This is a genomic window from Pseudomonas sp. BW7P1, assembly GCF_024981055.1.
GTDB classification, from domain to species: Bacteria; Pseudomonadota; Gammaproteobacteria; order Pseudomonadales; family Pseudomonadaceae; genus Aquipseudomonas; species Aquipseudomonas bananamidigenes.
The window spans coordinates 4,701,434-4,715,983 of the sequence record NZ_CP103374.1 but is presented as its reverse complement, the minus strand read 5'-3'; the positions used below and the strand labels follow the sequence as shown (position 1 = coordinate 4,715,983).

Genomic DNA, 14,550 nt, shown 5'->3' with positions numbered 1-14,550 from the left:
GAACGCTGCGGCGGATGCGGTACATAGATATGACAGACCAGCGCCTGCCAATTGATATGCTCACAGGCCTGCTGCAATTGTCGACGACGGTTTAAACTGCGCCTTTGCGACGCTATATGTCGCATTGCCGTAAACCCGGGAAAATCCGGGGTTTGCGCTATAAGAAGTTGTCGCTTGGCGACAAGGCCGGGCACAAAACTGTCCTTACAATCCCCCCATCGCTCGCCAGTTTCAGGCGGGTGGCCCTCATCAGGAGACTCCGATGTCCGTTGAGCACGCTGCGGTACAACGCGCCGATTTCGACCAGGTTATGGTTCCCAACTACGCGCCTGCCGCTTTCATTCCGGTGCGTGGCGCCGGTTCCCGCGTCTGGGATCAGGCCGGCCGCGAGCTGATCGACTTCGCTGGCGGCATCGCCGTCAACGTATTGGGCCACGCGCATCCGGCGCTGGTCGGTGCGCTGACCGAACAGGCGAACAAGCTGTGGCACGTGTCCAACGTGTTCACCAACGAGCCGGCGCTGCGTCTGGCTCACAAGCTGATCGACGCTACCTTTGCCGAGCGCGTGTTCTTCTGCAACTCCGGCGCCGAAGCCAACGAGGCCGCCTTCAAGCTGGCCCGTCGTGTCGCATTCGACCGTTTCGGCAGCGAAAAATACGAAATCATCGCCGCGCTCAACAGCTTCCACGGTCGCACCCTGTTCACCGTGAACGTCGGTGGCCAGTCGAAGTACTCCGACGGTTTCGGCCCGAAAATCACCGGCATCACCCATGTGCCATACAACGACCTGGCGGCCTTGAAAGCCGCTGTTTCGGACAAGACCTGCGCGATCGTTCTGGAACCGATCCAGGGCGAGGGCGGCGTACTGCCGGCCGAACAGGCTTACCTGCAAGGCGCCCGTGAACTGTGCGACGCACACAACGCGTTGCTGGTGTTCGACGAAGTGCAGACCGGCATGGGCCGCACCGGCAACCTGTTCGCCTACCAGCATTTCGGCGTGACCCCGGACATCCTGACCAGCGCCAAGAGCCTGGGCGGCGGTTTCCCGATTGCCGCGATGCTGACCACCGAAGCGCTGGCCAAGCATCTGGTCGTCGGTACTCACGGTACTACCTATGGCGGCAACCCGCTGGCATGCGCCGTGGCTGAAGCGGTGATCGACGTGATCAACACCCCTGAAGTGCTGAACGGCGTCAACGCCAGGCACGACAAATTCAAGACCCGCCTGCAACAGATCGGCGAGAAGTCCGGCCTGTTCACCCAGGTGCGCGGTCTGGGTCTGCTGATCGGTTGCGTGCTGAGCGATGCCTGGAAAGGCAAGGCCAAGGACATCTTCAACGCCGCCGAAAAAGAAGGCCTGATGATCCTGCAGGCCGGTCCGGACGTCATTCGCTTCGCCCCGAGCCTGGTGATTGAAGAGGCGGATATCGACGCAGGCCTGGACCGCTTCGAGCGCGCCGTGGCCAAGCTGACCCAAGCCTGATAGACCCTTCGGCGCCCGGTACTTTCAGGCGCCGAACCCAATTTTGATGCCGGGCGAGTTCCATTGTGGGAGCGAGCCTGCTCGCGAAGAGGGCGTGTCAGTCAACATTTTTGCTGACGGATAGACAGCTTTCGCGAGCAGGCTCGCTCCCACGGTGTCCGGCGTTTTTTCTGTGAGTTTATGAGAGAAAGGAGTGACACCATGCTGGTGATGCGCCCTGCGCAAATGGCTGATCTGGGCGAGGTACAGCGTCTGGCTGCGGACAGTCCGATCGGTGTCACTTCCTTGCCGGATGACGTTGAACGCCTGAGCGACAAGATCGCGGCGAGCGAAGCCTCGTTTGCCGCCGAAGTGAGCTTCAACGGCGAGGAGAGTTACTTCTTCGTCCTTGAAGACACCGCCACCGGCAAACTGGTGGGCTGCTCGGCGATCGTCGCTTCGGCCGGTTACTCCGAGCCGTTCTACAGCTTTCGCAACGAGACCTTCGTGCATGCTTCCCGCGAGCTGAAGATCCACAACAAGATCCACGTCCTCTCGCAATGTCACGACCTGACCGGCAACAGCCTCCTGACCAGTTTCTACGTGCAGCGAGATCTGGTCGGTTCGCCCTGGGCGGAGCTCAACTCCCGTGGTCGTCTGTTGTTCGTCGCCAGTCATCCGGAGCGTTTCGCCGATTCGGTGGTGACCGAGATCGTTGGCTACAGCGATGAAAACGGCGACTCGCCATTCTGGGACGCCATCGGTCGCAACTTCTTCGATCTGAACTACGCCGAAGCCGAGCGTCTGTGCGGTCTGAAAAGCCGGACCTTCCTCGCCGAGCTGATGCCGCATTACCCGATCTACGTGCCGCTGCTGCCGGATTCCGCTCAGGAAGCGATGGGCCAGGTGCACCCGCGTGCGCAGATCACCTTCGACATCCTGATGCGCGAAGGCTTCGAGACCGATCACTACATCGACATTTTCGACGGCGGCCCGACCCTGCATGCGCGCGTTTCCGGGATCCGTTCGATCGCCCAGAGCCGTGTGGTGCCGGTGAAGATCGGCGAGCCGGTCAAGGGTGCCGGTCGCCAGTATCTGGTGGCCAATGCCCAGTTGCAGGATTACCGCGCGGTATTGCTGGAGTTGGATTACGCACCGGGCAAACCGGTGACACTGGATCTGGAAGCGGCCGAAGCCCTGGGCGTCGGTGAAGGTGCCAGCGTGCGCCTGGTGGCGGTTTAACGCCTTAGCGAGTTTCACGGGTGGCCGCGGCGGCCCGTTTGAGGAGATAGCATGATTGTTCGTCCCGTACGCAGCAGCGATTTGTCCGCTCTGATCGACCTGGCCCGCAGCACCGGCACCGGCCTGACCACCTTGCCGGCCAACGAAGAGCGCCTGACCCATCGGGTCGGCTGGGCCGAGAAGACCTTTCGCGGCGAAGCCGGCCGTGGCGACGCGGATTACCTGTTCGTGCTTGAGGACGACAACGGTCGGGTGGTGGGGATTTCCGCCATCGCCGGCGCCGTCGGTCTGCGTGAACCCTGGTACAACTTCCGTGTGGGTCTGACGGTCAGTGCCTCGCAGGAGCTGAACATTTATCGCGAGATCCCGACGCTGTTCCTGGCCAACGACCTGACCGGCAATTCCGAACTGTGCTCGCTGTTCCTGCACGCCGACTACCGCACCGGCCTCAACGGTCGCATGCTGTCCAAGGCGCGAATGCTGTTCATTGCCGAGTTCCCGGAACTGTTCGGCAACAAGATCATCGCCGAGATGCGCGGTGTGTCCGATGAAGCCGGTCGCTCGCCGTTCTGGGAAAGCCTGGGCCGGCATTTCTTCAAGATGGAATTCAGCCAGGCCGATTACCTGACCGGCGTCGGCAACAAGGCGTTCATCGCCGAACTGATGCCGAAATTCCCGTTGTACACCTGCTTCCTGTCGCCGGACGCGCGCAACGTCATCGGTCAGGTGCATCCGGACACCGAGCCGGCGCTGGCGATGCTCAAGAGCGAAGGGTTCAGCTATCAAGGCTACGTCGACATCTTCGACGCAGGTCCCGCCATCGAGTGCGAAACCGGCAAGATCCGCGCGGTGCGCGACAGCGAGGCGCTGGTGCTGGCCATCGGCACGCCGGGCGACGACGCCACGCCATTCATCATCCATAACCGCAAACGCGAAGACTGCCGCATCACGGCCGCGCCGGCCCGTCTGGCCGCCGGCACGCTGGTGGTCGATCCGCTGACCGCCAAACGTCTTCAACTCAACGCTGGCGATCAGGTTCGCGCCGTGGCGTTGTCTGCTGCCCGGGAGTCGAAATAATGAATTCGCTATACATCGCAGGTGAGTGGCTGGCCGGTCAGGGCGAGGCCTTTCAATCGCTGAACCCGGTGACCCAGCAAGTGCTGTGGTCGGGGGAGGGCGCCACCGCCGCTCAGGTGGAGTCCGCCGTGCAGGCTGCACGTCAGGCGTTTCCGGGCTGGGCCCGGCGTACTCTGGAAGAACGCATTGGTGTGCTTGAAGCTTTCGCCGCCACGTTGAAAAAACATGCCGACGAACTGGCCCGCACCATCGGTGAGGAAACCGGCAAACCGCTGTGGGAAGCCGCGACCGAAGTCACCAGCATGGTCAACAAGGTCGCGATTTCGGTACAGAGCTACCGCGAACGTACCGGCGAGAAGAGCGGCCCGCTGGGCGACGCCACCGCCGTGTTGCGCCACAAGCCTCACGGTGTGGTCGCCGTGTTCGGCCCTTACAACTTTCCCGGCCATTTGCCGAACGGTCACATCGTGCCGGCGCTGCTGGCCGGTAACAGCGTGCTGTTCAAGCCGAGCGAGCTGACCCCGAAAGTTGCCGAGCTCACGGTCAAGTGCTGGATCGAAGCCGGTCTGCCGGCCGGCGTGTTGAACCTGCTGCAGGGCGCTCGCGAAACCGGTATCGCCCTGGCGGCGAATCCGGGTATCGACGGTCTGTTCTTCACCGGTTCCAGCCGTACCGGCAACCATCTGCACCAGCAGTTCGCCGGTCGTCCGGACAAGATCCTCGCGCTGGAAATGGGCGGCAACAACCCGTTGGTGGTCGATCAGGTCGCAGACCTCGACGCTGCGGTTTACACCATCATTCAATCGGCATTCATTTCCGCCGGCCAGCGCTGCACCTGCGCCCGTCGTCTGCTGGTGCCGCAAGGCGCGTGGGGTGACAGCCTGATCAAGCGTCTGGTGGATGTCAGCTCGACCATCGAGGTCGGCGCGTTCGACCAGCAACCGGCGCCGTTCATGGGGTCGGTGGTTTCCCTCGGCGCGGCGAAAGCATTGATGGATGCCCAGGCGCATCTGTTGGCCAACGGCGCCGTGTCGCTGCTGGCCATGACTCAGCCGCAGGCGCAGTCGGCGTTGCTGACCCCGGGCATCATTGATGTGACGGCGGTCGCCGAGCGTTCCGACGAAGAACTGTTCGGCCCGTTGCTGCAAGTGATCCGCTACACCGATTTCGCGGCGGCGATTGCCGAAGCCAACGACACGGCATTCGGTCTGGCCGCAGGTCTGTTGTCGGATTCCGAAGAGCGCTACCAGCAGTTCTGGCTGGAAAGCCGCGCCGGGATCGTCAACTGGAACAAACAACTGACGGGCGCCGCGAGCAGTGCGCCGTTCGGCGGTGTCGGCGCTTCGGGCAACCACCGCGCCAGCGCCTACTACGCGGCGGATTACTGCGCGTATCCGGTGGCCTCGCTGGAAACCCCGAGCCTGGTGTTGCCGGCGGCCCTGACGCCTGGCGTGAAGATGGCGTGATGCCAATCGCGAGCAAGCCCGCTCCCACAGTGATTGAGTGGCCCACAAAATGTGTGGACACCTCCGAACCTGTGGGAGCCGGGCTTGCCCGCGAAGGCCGCGCCGCGGTCGCACTGAATACCTACTGAAGCCTATAACAAACAGATTCTCGTGGAGCCTCGCTGATGAAATCCTTTGAAGTCAATTTTGACGGTCTGGTGGGGCCGACCCATAACTACGGTGGTCTGTCCTACGGCAACGTTGCGTCCCAGAGCAACAGCCAGCAGTCTTCGAATCCGAAGGAAGCGGCGCTGCAAGGCCTGGCGAAAATGAAAGCGCTGATGGAAATGGGCTTTCAGCAGGGCGTCCTCGCTCCGCAGGAGCGCCCGGACGTGGCGGCTCTGCGCCGTCTGGGTTTCAGTGGCAGCGACGCCCAGGTGATAGAGCGCGCCGCGAAAGACGCGATGCCGCTGCTGGTTGCCAGTTGCTCGGCGTCGAGCATGTGGGTGGCCAACGCCGCCACGGTCAGCCCGAGTGCCGACACCGCTGACGGTCGCGTGCATTTCACTGCCGCCAACCTGAACTGCAAATACCACCGCAGCATCGAGCACCCGACCACCAGTCGCGTGCTGGGTGCGATGTTTGCCGATCAGCAGCACTTCGCTCACCACGCGGCGTTGCCGGCGGTGGCGCAGTTCGGCGATGAAGGTGCGGCCAACCACACGCGTTTCTGCCGCGAATACGGCGAGGCTGGCGTCGAATTCTTCGTGTTCGGTCGCAGCGCTTTCGACACCCGCTATCCGGCGCCGCAGAAGTACCCGGCGCGCCAGACCCTCGAAGCGTCGCAAGCGGTTGCCCGCCTGCACGGCCTGCGTGACGACGGCGTGGTCTACGCGCAGCAGAATCCGGCAGTGATCGATCAGGGCGTGTTCCACAACGATGTGATCGCGGTGGGCAACGGCGAGGTGCTGTTCTATCACGAGGACGCGTTCCTCGACACCGAACAGATGCTGGCCGAACTGCAAGCCAAACTGGCCAGGGTCGGCGGCAAGTTCCAGTCGGTGTGTGTGCCGCGTTCGGCGGTCAGCGTGGACGACGCGGTGCGATCCTACCTGTTCAACAGCCAGTTGCTGTCGCGTCCTGACGGTTCGATGCTGCTGATCGTGCCGGAAGAGTGCCGTGGCAACGAGCGCGTGTGGAATTACCTGCAAGGCCTCACCGGCTCCGGTGGCGTGATCCGCGAAGTGAAGGTCTTCGACCTCAAACAGAGCATGCAGAACGGCGGTGGTCCGGCGTGCCTGCGCCTGCGTGTCGCGCTCAACGAGACCGAGCTGGCGGCCGTCAACCCGGGCGTTATCATGACGGCCCCGTTGTATGGCTCGCTGACTGCCTGGGTCGAAAAGCACTACCGCGACCGCCTGACCGAAAGCGATCTGGCGGATCCGCAATTGCTGATTGAATGCCGGACGGCACTGGATGAACTGACGCAAATCCTTAAACTGGGCGCGGTTTATCCATTCCAGATCAATTGATGGCCGGCGCGCTGCCTGAGCGCGGCGCGCGGCTTGTCTCCCCAACAGAGCGTAAGAAAGACATGAGCGATTCCCTGCGGCTGATCCTTGAAGACACCGACGGCAAGCAACTGGAAACTTCCTGCACCCGCTTCGCGGTCATGTGGCAAGGCAAGGAAGTCTGGATTCAGCAGGATGGTCGTGGCCAGTTGCTGATCGGCGTGGACGTCGAAGAAGGCGACGAAGAATACGCCAACCTGCTGTTGCGTCCATTGGCGACTAATCTGGTAAGTCTGCAACTGGAGATGGAACCGGCTGACCTCGGCGACGATGACGGCCACGTACACGGCCCGGATTGCAACCACGACCACTAAGGAAACCGCTCTATGCTCGCCCTCGGCAAATTGCTTGAACTGACCCTCGCCGGCCGCGAACCGGCGGAGAAGACTCAACTGACTGTCGAAGGCGTGCGCATGCGCTGGCTGAGCGAGGGTGCGCTGGAAGTCCGGCCACCCGAAGCGCGCGACAACGGCCTGGACCTGCTGCTGTCGGCAGGCATCCACGGCAACGAAACGGCACCGATCGAATTGCTCGACCGGTTGCTGCATGACATTGCCCGCGGCGACCTCAAGCCGCGCGCACGCATTCTGTTCCTGTTCGGCAACCCGGAAGCGATTCGCAAGGGCGAGCGTTTCATCGAGCAGGATGTCAATCGGCTGTTCAATGGCCGTCATGAGCAAAGCAGCGGTTACGAAGCCCTGCGCGCCTGTGAGCTGGAGCGCCTGGCCGCGAGTTTCTTCAGCGTGCCGGATCGTCAGCGCCTGCACTATGACCTGCACACGGCGATTCGCGGTTCGAAGATCGAGCAGTTCGCCCTGTATCCGTGGAAGGAGGGTCGCCGGCATTCCCGTCTGGAACTGGCCCGCCTGCGCGCCGCCGGCATGGAGGCGGTCCTGCTGCAGAACAAGCCGTCGATCGTGTTCAGCTCTTACACCTACGACAAGCTGGGTGCCGAGGCCTTTACGCTGGAGCTGGGCAAGGCGCGGCCGTTCGGGCAGAACGCCGGGGTCAATGTGTCGCGCCTGGAAAACCGTCTGAAACAGATCATCGAAGGCACCGAGCCGGACATGGCCGAAGCGGGCCTGGACGGCCTGCAACTTTTCAGCGTGGCCCGGGAAATCATCAAGCACAGCGATGCGTTCCGCCTGAACCTGCCGGCGGACATCGAAAACTTTTCGGAACTGGATGCGGGCTATCTGCTGGCCGAGGATCTGGCCAATACCCGCTGGATCATCGAAGAGCAGGGCGCGCGGATCATCTTTCCCAATCCCAAGGTCAGGAACGGCCTGCGGGCGGGCATTCTGATCGTGCCGGCCACCGACGAAAATCTCGCCTGATACCAGCGCATCACCCATTGTGGGAGCGGGCTTGCTCGCGAATGCGGTGTGTCAGTCAACTTGATTGTTACTGATGCACTGCATTCGCGAGCAAGCCCGCTCCCACATTTGATTTGAGTGAGGCGTGAAGCCTCACTCGTCACGGGCCTGGTGTCAGACCGCTACGGCACGCGGCTCGGTGCGGCGCAATGCACGTACTTTCTGCAGCGTGTCGGCGCAGGTTCTCGCCGCTTCCTGACCCTTGTGCACGAAATGCTCGAAGAAGAACTTCTGGTGTTCTTCGCCAGCGTGGAAGTGGTGCGGGGTCAGGGATACCGAGAACACCGGCACTTCGGTTTCCAGTTGAACCTGCATCAGGCCGCTGACGACCGACTGGGCGACGAATTCGTGGCGGTAGATCCCGCCGTCCACCACTAGAGCGGCCGCGACGATGCCGGCATAACGACCGGTCCTGGCCAGCAGCTTGGCGTGCAGGGGCATTTCAAAGGCGCCGCCGACTTCGAAGAAGTCGATGTCCGATTCCTGATAGCCCAGGGCGATCATTTCCGCGACGAAACCTTTACGGCTCTGGTCGACGATTTCCTTGTGCCAGCAGGCCTGGATGAACGCGACGCGCTCGCCGTGAGGATGTTTGTTTTTGCTGTCGATAGCGGTGGGTTGCATGTTCTGACTCCTGTTTGTGTGAAAAACAGGGCGTTATGAATCGAAAGGGATTCAAGGGTACGCACGCTCGCGCAAGCACGGCGGACGGCCCTTTGGCGTCAATCCCGTTCTCTCTTCATCCGGACTGTGACCGTCGGCCCCGGAATCACACCGGGTCTGCTGACCTTGCCGCCGATCACAGCCATTGCCGTGCCGATCACCAAGCGCTCGCGGGCTATGCGCATTGCGCGCAATTACCGCCGGTGGGGAATTGCACCCCGCCCTGAGAACGTTTCGCCGCCCTTTTGTCGGGCGGCGCAGCGTTTTTAACACAGATCGACGGGCTGTGCATTGCGCCTTTGTGATGATTGCCATCGGATTTTTCGAAGCACGAAACGACTTTTCCTTGCGCAAGGGTTGATTAATCCGCGCCATGCCCGCAGTAATTCCTCTTCGAAAAGGGATTTCCCCTGCTGACTTGAGGCCAGGTTCATGAGCGTTATCGATCTTCGCAGCGACACCGTCACCCAACCGACTCCCGCCATGCTGGACGCGATGACCGCCGCAGCGACCGGTGATGATGTGTATGGCGAAGACCCGACGGTCAATCGTCTGGAAACCGAACTGGCAAAACGGCTGGGTTTCGCCGCGGCGCTGTTCGTCCCGACGGGTACCATGAGCAACCTCCTGGGCTTGATGGCGCACTGTGAGCGCGGTGACGAGTACATTGTCGGTCAGCAGGCACATACCTATAAGTACGAGGGCGGGGGTGCCGCAGTGCTCGGTTCTATCCAGCCGCAGCCGCTGGAGGTACAGGCCGATGGCTCGCTGGATCTGGATCAGGTGGCCGCAGCGATCAAGCCAGACGATTTCCACTTCGCCCGCACCCGACTGCTGGCCCTGGAAAACACCATGCAAGGCAAGGTGTTGCCGCTGGAGTATCTGGCCCGTGCCCGCCGGTTCACTCAGGACAAGGGCCTGGCCCTGCATCTGGACGGCGCGCGGCTGTACAACGCGGCGGTGAAGCTTGGGGTCGATGCCCGGGAGATCACGCAACACTTCGATTCGGTCTCGGTGTGCCTGTCCAAAGGCCTCGGTGCGCCGGTCGGCTCGGTGCTCTGCGGTTCGGCCGAGTTGATCGGCAAGGCGCGGCGCCTGCGCAAAATGGTCGGCGGCGGGATGCGTCAGGCCGGATTGCTGGCGGCGGCAGGTTTGTATGCGCTGGATCACAACGTCGAGCGTTTGGCGGATGACCATGCCAATGCGCAGTTTCTGGCCGAAGGCCTGCGCGCAGCTGGCTTCAGTGTCGAGCCGGTGCAGACCAACATGGTTTACGTACAGATGGGTGACCGTGCCGAGGCGATCAAGGCGTTTGCCGCCGAACGCGGCATCAAACTGAGCGCTGCCGCCCGTCTGCGGATGGTCACGCACATGGACGTCAATCGTTCGCAAATCGAGCAAGTGATCGCGACATTCGTCGAGTTTTCGCGCAAGTGACAGTGTTAGCCACCCAATTGACCGTTTCTATCGTATAAACACGCTGTACCCCGCGCGCAGGGCCGATATAATGCGGCCCTTTGCCGTCGTTTCGTCTGTTGACGTTTCGTACAGGCCTTTGGCCGCAGCCTCCGTGGAAGAACCTAATGAAAAGCGCAGAAATCCGTGAAGCCTTCCTTCGCTTCTTCGAAGAGCAAGGCCACACCCGTGTAGCCTCCAGCTCTTTGATTCCGGGCAATGACCCAACCCTGCTGTTCACCAACGCGGGGATGAACCAGTTCAAGGACTGCTTCCTGGGCCAGGAAAAGCGCGCGTACACCCGCGCCGTCTCCAGCCAGAAATGCGTGCGCGCCGGCGGCAAGCACAACGACCTGGAAAACGTCGGTTATACCGCCCGTCACCACACTTTCTTCGAAATGCTGGGTAACTTCAGCTTCGGCGACTACTTCAAGCGTGACGCCATCACCTACGCCTGGAATTTCCTGACCTCGGAGAAATGGCTGAACCTGCCGAAGGAAAAACTGTGGGTCACTGTCTACGCCAGCGATGACGAGGCCTACGACATCTGGACCAAGGAAGTCGGTGTGCCGGCCGAGCGCATGGTGCGTATCGGCGACAACAAGGGCGCGCCATACGCCTCCGACAACTTCTGGACCATGGGCGATACCGGCCCGTGCGGTCCTTGCACCGAGATTTTCTACGATCACGGCGCCGACATCTGGGGCGGCCCACCGGGCTCGCCGGAAGAAGACGGCGACCGCTACATCGAAATCTGGAACAACGTGTTCATGCAGTTCAACCGCACCGCCGATGGCGTGCTGCACCCGCTGCCAGCCCCGTCGGTGGACACCGGCATGGGGCTTGAGCGGATCAGTGCCGTGCTGCAGCACGTTCACTCGAACTATGAAATCGACCTGTTCCAGAGCCTGCTGGCCGCTTCCGCCAAGGCCATCGGCTGCAGCAACGACAATCAGGCTTCCCTGAAAGTCGTGGCTGACCACATCCGCTCCTGCGGTTTCCTGATCGCCGATGGCGTGCTGCCGTCCAACGAAGGCCGCGGCTACGTGCTGCGTCGCATCATTCGTCGTGCCTGCCGTCACGGCAACAAACTGGGCGCCAAGGGCAGCTTCTTCTACCAGATCGTTGCCGCTCTCGTGGCCGAGATGGGCGACGCCTTCCCTGAGCTGAAATCCCAGCAGGCGCACATCGAGCGCGTTCTGAAAGCCGAAGAAGAGCAGTTCGCCAAGACCCTGGAGCAGGGCCTGAAGATTCTCGAGCAGGATCTGGCCGAACTCAAAGGCGATGTGGTACCGGGCGACGTGGTGTTCAAACTCTACGACACCTACGGTTTCCCGATGGACCTGACTGCGGATATCGCCCGCGAGCGAAGCCTGACCATCGACGAAGTCGGTTTCGAGCGTGAAATGGAAGCTCAGCGCGTCCGCGCGCGTTCTGCCAGCTCCTTCGGCCTGGACTACAACAGCCTGGTCAAGGTTGATGTCGACACCGAGTTCACCGGCTACCACGCCACCAGCGGTACGGCGAAAGTGGTTGCGCTCTATAAAGACGGCCAGTCCGTGGACGTTCTGAGCGAAGGTCAGGAAGGCGTTGTGGTGCTGAACCAGACGCCGTTCTACGCCGAATCCGGCGGCCAGGTCGGTGATTGCGGTTACCTGCAGGCCGGCGACAGCCGTTTCGATGTGCGTGATACCACCAAGACCGGTGGTGCGTTCCTGCATCACGGTGTGTTGGCGTCTGGCAGTCTGATCGTTGGCGCGCCAGTGGAAGCCCACGTCGAAGCCACGGTGCGTCACGCCACTTCGCTGAACCACTCGGCCACGCACCTGCTGCACGCCGCCTTGCGCAAAGTGCTGGGCGATCACGTTCAACAGAAGGGTTCGCTGGTCGACAGTCAGCGCCTGCGTTTCGACTTCAGCCACTTTGAAGCGATCAAGCCGGAGCAACTGAAGGCGCTGGAAGACATCGTCAACGCCGAGATCCGCAAGAACTCCGCGGTTGAAACCGAAGAAACCGACATCGAAACCGCCAAGCAGAAAGGCGCCATGGCTCTGTTCGGCGAGAAGTACGGCGACAACGTGCGCGTGCTGAGCATGGGCGGCGATTTCTCCGTCGAGCTGTGTGGTGGTATCCACGCCAGCCGTACCGGTGACATCGGCCTGCTGAAGATCATCAGCGAAGGCGGTGTGGCATCGGGTGTGCGTCGTATCGAGGCAGTCACCGGCGCTGCGGCGCTGGCTTACTTGAACGCTGCCGAAGAACAACTCAAGGAAGCGGCCAGCCTGGTCAAGGGCAGCCGCGATAACCTGATCGACAAGCTGTCGGCTGTACTGGAGCGTAACCGTGCGCTTGAAAAACAGCTCGAACAATTGCAGGCCAAGGCAGCCGCCGCTGCCGGCGACGATCTGTCTGCTTCGGCAGTGGACGTCAAGGGCGTGAAGGTTCTGGCCGTGCGTCTGGATGGTCAGGACGGCAAGGCGCTGCTGGCGCTGGTCGATCAGCTGAAAAACAAACTCGGCCGCGCAGTGATCCTGCTCGGCAGTGTCCATGAGGAAAAGGTCGTACTGGTTGCAGGCGTAACCAAGGACCTGACTGGCCAACTCAAAGCCGGTGATTTGATGAAGCAGGCTGCTGCGGCGGTGGGCGGGAAGGGCGGTGGTCGTCCGGACATGGCGCAGGGCGGCGGTGTCGACGCCGGCGCACTGGATAGCGCACTGGCGCTGACCGTTCCATTCGTCGAGCAGGGTTTATAAGACGGTCTGTCAGGCCCGCAGTCTAGTGGCGGGCCCGGCGGCTGTTCGAGTGATTATTGGGCGCCCTTCATGGGCAGAGGCGGCTTTGAAATGGCTTTGATCGTACAGAAATTTGGAGGCACCTCGGTCGGCAGTGTCGAGAGAATCGAGCAGGTCGCCGACAAGGTTAAGAAATTCCGCGATGCGGGCGATGACCTGGTGGTTGTGCTGTCTGCAATGAGCGGCGAGACCAACCGTCTGATCGATCTGGCCAAGCAAATCAGTGGCGAAGATCAACCGGTTCCGCGTGAGCTGGACGTGATCGTATCCACCGGTGAGCAGGTGACGATCGCCCTGTTGGCCATGGCGCTGATCAAGCGCGGTGTGCCGGCGGTGTCGTACACCGGTAACCAGGTACGGATCCTGACAGACAGTGCGCATAATAAAGCGCGTATCTTGCAGATTGATGACCAGAAGATTCGTGGTGATCTGAAGGCCGGGCGTGTGGTTGTGGTCGCCGGTTTCCAGGGCGTAGACGAACACGGCAACATCACGACTCTGGGCCGTGGCGGTTCCGACACCACTGGCGTGGCATTGGCTGCTGCATTGAAGGCTGACGAGTGCCAGATCTACACCGATGTCGACGGTGTCTACACCACTGACCCACGCGTGGTATCGGTCGCTCAGCGCCTGGACAAGATCACCTTCGAAGAGATGCTGGAAATGGCCAGCCTCGGCTCCAAGGTGCTGCAGATCCGTGCGGTTGAGTTCGCCGGCAAGTACAACGTTCCGCTGCGCGTACTGCACAGCTTCAAGGAGGGTCCGGGCACCCTCATTACTATTGATGAAGAGGAAACCATGGAACAGCCGATCATTTCCGGCATCGCCTTCAACCGCGATGAAGCCAAGCTGACCATCCGTGGCGTGCCAGACACCCCGGGCGTGGCGTTCAAGATTCTCGGCCCGATCAGTGCCGCGAACATCGAAGTCGACATGATCGTGCAGAACGTCGCGCACGATAACACCACCGACTTCACGTTCACCGTGCACCGCAACGACTACCAGTCCGCGCAGACCGTGCTGGAAAACACCGCTCGCGAGATCGGTGCCCGTGAAGTCGTCGGCGATACCAAAATTGCCAAGGTCTCGATCGTCGGCGTCGGCATGCGTTCCCACGCAGGCGTGGCCAGCCGCATGTTCGAATCCCTGGCAAAGGAAAGCATCAACATCCAGATGATCTCGACTTCGGAAATCAAGGTTTCCGTGGTGATCGAAGAGAAGTACCTGGAATTGGCCGTGCGCGCCCTGCACACGGCTTTCGAACTGGATGCTCCGGCCCGTCAGGGCGAGTAATCCTGATCAATAAAGGGCGCGGTCTGACCGCGCCCTTTATTTTTTGAATGGCGCGAGCCCTGAACTGTTCTTTTGCTCGTGCTGGTCAATACTCAGGCATGTAGGGCTACGATCGCTCCGGTTGTAGGTCGAGTGCCTTTTTTTTGCAGACTGTTGTTCCTGAAATGATTCGCG

At 61.5% G+C, this 14,550-nt stretch carries 11 protein-coding genes and 1 riboswitch; of the genes, 10 read left to right on the top strand and 1 reads right to left on the bottom strand.

Annotated elements, in window-relative coordinates:
* Positions 1-262 precede the first annotated feature (262 nt).
* The 7 genes from NWV16_RS21240 to astE all read left to right on the top strand — a co-directional run bounded on the left by NWV16_RS21240 (position 263) and on the right by astE (position 8,134).
* Entirely contained in the window at positions 263-1,483 is a 1,221-nt protein-coding gene (locus NWV16_RS21240) for an aspartate aminotransferase family protein (RefSeq protein ID WP_260520627.1), read from the top strand.
* 201 nt (positions 1,484-1,684) lie between these two features.
* Positions 1,685-2,704 (top strand): arginine/ornithine succinyltransferase subunit alpha, encoded by a 1,020-nt coding sequence (aruF, locus tag NWV16_RS21235; RefSeq protein ID WP_065261780.1) that lies wholly within the window; start codon positions 1,685-1,687, stop codon positions 2,702-2,704.
* 51 nt (positions 2,705-2,755) lie between these two features.
* Entirely contained in the window at positions 2,756-3,781 is a 1,026-nt protein-coding gene (gene astA, locus NWV16_RS21230) for an arginine N-succinyltransferase (protein ID WP_065261779.1), read from the top strand.
* A complete protein-coding gene (astD, locus tag NWV16_RS21225; protein WP_260523564.1) occupies positions 3,778-5,247 on the top strand; it encodes a succinylglutamate-semialdehyde dehydrogenase in 1,470 nt (489 codons plus the stop codon). Before astA ends, astD begins: the two co-directional genes overlap by 4 nt.
* A gap of 164 nt (positions 5,248-5,411) precedes the next feature.
* Positions 5,412-6,758: an N-succinylarginine dihydrolase gene (gene astB, locus NWV16_RS21220; protein ID WP_065261777.1), complete on the top strand. Its 1,347-nt coding sequence runs from the start codon at positions 5,412-5,414 to the stop codon at positions 6,756-6,758.
* A 62-nt stretch (positions 6,759-6,820) separates the two neighbouring features.
* A complete protein-coding gene (locus tag NWV16_RS21215) occupies positions 6,821-7,111 on the top strand; it encodes a topoisomerase II (RefSeq protein WP_065261776.1) in 291 nt (96 codons plus the stop codon).
* 12 nt (positions 7,112-7,123) lie between these two features.
* Entirely contained in the window at positions 7,124-8,134 is a 1,011-nt protein-coding gene (gene astE / locus NWV16_RS21210; RefSeq protein WP_260520626.1) for a succinylglutamate desuccinylase, read from the top strand.
* 153 nt (positions 8,135-8,287) lie between these two features.
* Here the strand turns inward: astE and NWV16_RS21205 are convergent, their stop codons facing one another.
* The gene (locus tag NWV16_RS21205) at positions 8,288-8,797 is read right to left on the bottom strand and encodes a 6,7-dimethyl-8-ribityllumazine synthase (protein WP_260520625.1); all 510 of its coding nucleotides are present in this window, start codon (positions 8,795-8,797) and stop codon (positions 8,288-8,290) included.
* Positions 8,798-8,899: 102 nt separating this feature from the next.
* A riboswitch (FMN riboswitch) is annotated at positions 8,900-9,071 on the bottom strand.
* 197 nt (positions 9,072-9,268) lie between these two features.
* On the opposite strand from NWV16_RS21205, the gene ltaE reads away from it, so the two are divergent.
* The 3 genes from ltaE to NWV16_RS21190 all read left to right on the top strand — a co-directional run bounded on the left by ltaE (position 9,269) and on the right by NWV16_RS21190 (position 14,376).
* On the top strand, positions 9,269-10,273 hold the full coding sequence (ltaE, locus tag NWV16_RS21200) for a low-specificity L-threonine aldolase (RefSeq protein ID WP_260520624.1): 1,005 nt from the start codon (positions 9,269-9,271) through the stop codon (positions 10,271-10,273).
* Positions 10,274-10,419: 146 nt separating this feature from the next.
* Positions 10,420-13,044 carry an alanine--tRNA ligase gene (alaS, locus tag NWV16_RS21195; RefSeq protein WP_260520623.1) on the top strand — a complete coding sequence of 875 codons (2,625 nt, stop codon included), beginning with the start codon at positions 10,420-10,422 and terminating at the stop codon, positions 13,042-13,044.
* A 90-nt stretch (positions 13,045-13,134) separates the two neighbouring features.
* Positions 13,135-14,376, top strand: a complete 1,242-nt coding sequence (locus tag NWV16_RS21190) for an aspartate kinase (protein ID WP_065258858.1) — start codon at positions 13,135-13,137, stop codon at positions 14,374-14,376.
* The last annotated feature ends 174 nt before the right edge of the window (positions 14,377-14,550 follow it).

What these genes read in the sequence shown, in the direction of transcription:
- NWV16_RS21240 (WP_260520627.1), top strand. Translation starts at nt 263, where the DNA reads ATGTCCGTTGAGCACGCTGCGGTACAACGCGCCGATTTCGACCAGGTT.
- aruF (WP_065261780.1), top strand. Translation starts at nt 1,685, where the DNA reads ATGCTGGTGATGCGCCCTGCGCAAATGGCTGATCTGGGCGAGGTACAG.
- astA (WP_065261779.1), top strand. Translation starts at nt 2,756, where the DNA reads ATGATTGTTCGTCCCGTACGCAGCAGCGATTTGTCCGCTCTGATCGAC.
- astB (WP_065261777.1), top strand. Translation starts at nt 5,412, where the DNA reads ATGAAATCCTTTGAAGTCAATTTTGACGGTCTGGTGGGGCCGACCCAT.
- NWV16_RS21215 (WP_065261776.1), top strand. Translation starts at nt 6,821, where the DNA reads ATGAGCGATTCCCTGCGGCTGATCCTTGAAGACACCGACGGCAAGCAA.
- astE (WP_260520626.1), top strand. Translation starts at nt 7,124, where the DNA reads ATGCTCGCCCTCGGCAAATTGCTTGAACTGACCCTCGCCGGCCGCGAA.
- NWV16_RS21205 (WP_260520625.1), bottom strand. Translation starts at nt 8,797, where the DNA reads ATGCAACCCACCGCTATCGACAGCAAAAACAAACATCCTCACGGCGAG.
- ltaE (WP_260520624.1), top strand. Translation starts at nt 9,269, where the DNA reads ATGAGCGTTATCGATCTTCGCAGCGACACCGTCACCCAACCGACTCCC.
- alaS (WP_260520623.1), top strand. Translation starts at nt 10,420, where the DNA reads ATGAAAAGCGCAGAAATCCGTGAAGCCTTCCTTCGCTTCTTCGAAGAG.
- NWV16_RS21190 (WP_065258858.1), top strand. Translation starts at nt 13,135, where the DNA reads ATGGCTTTGATCGTACAGAAATTTGGAGGCACCTCGGTCGGCAGTGTC.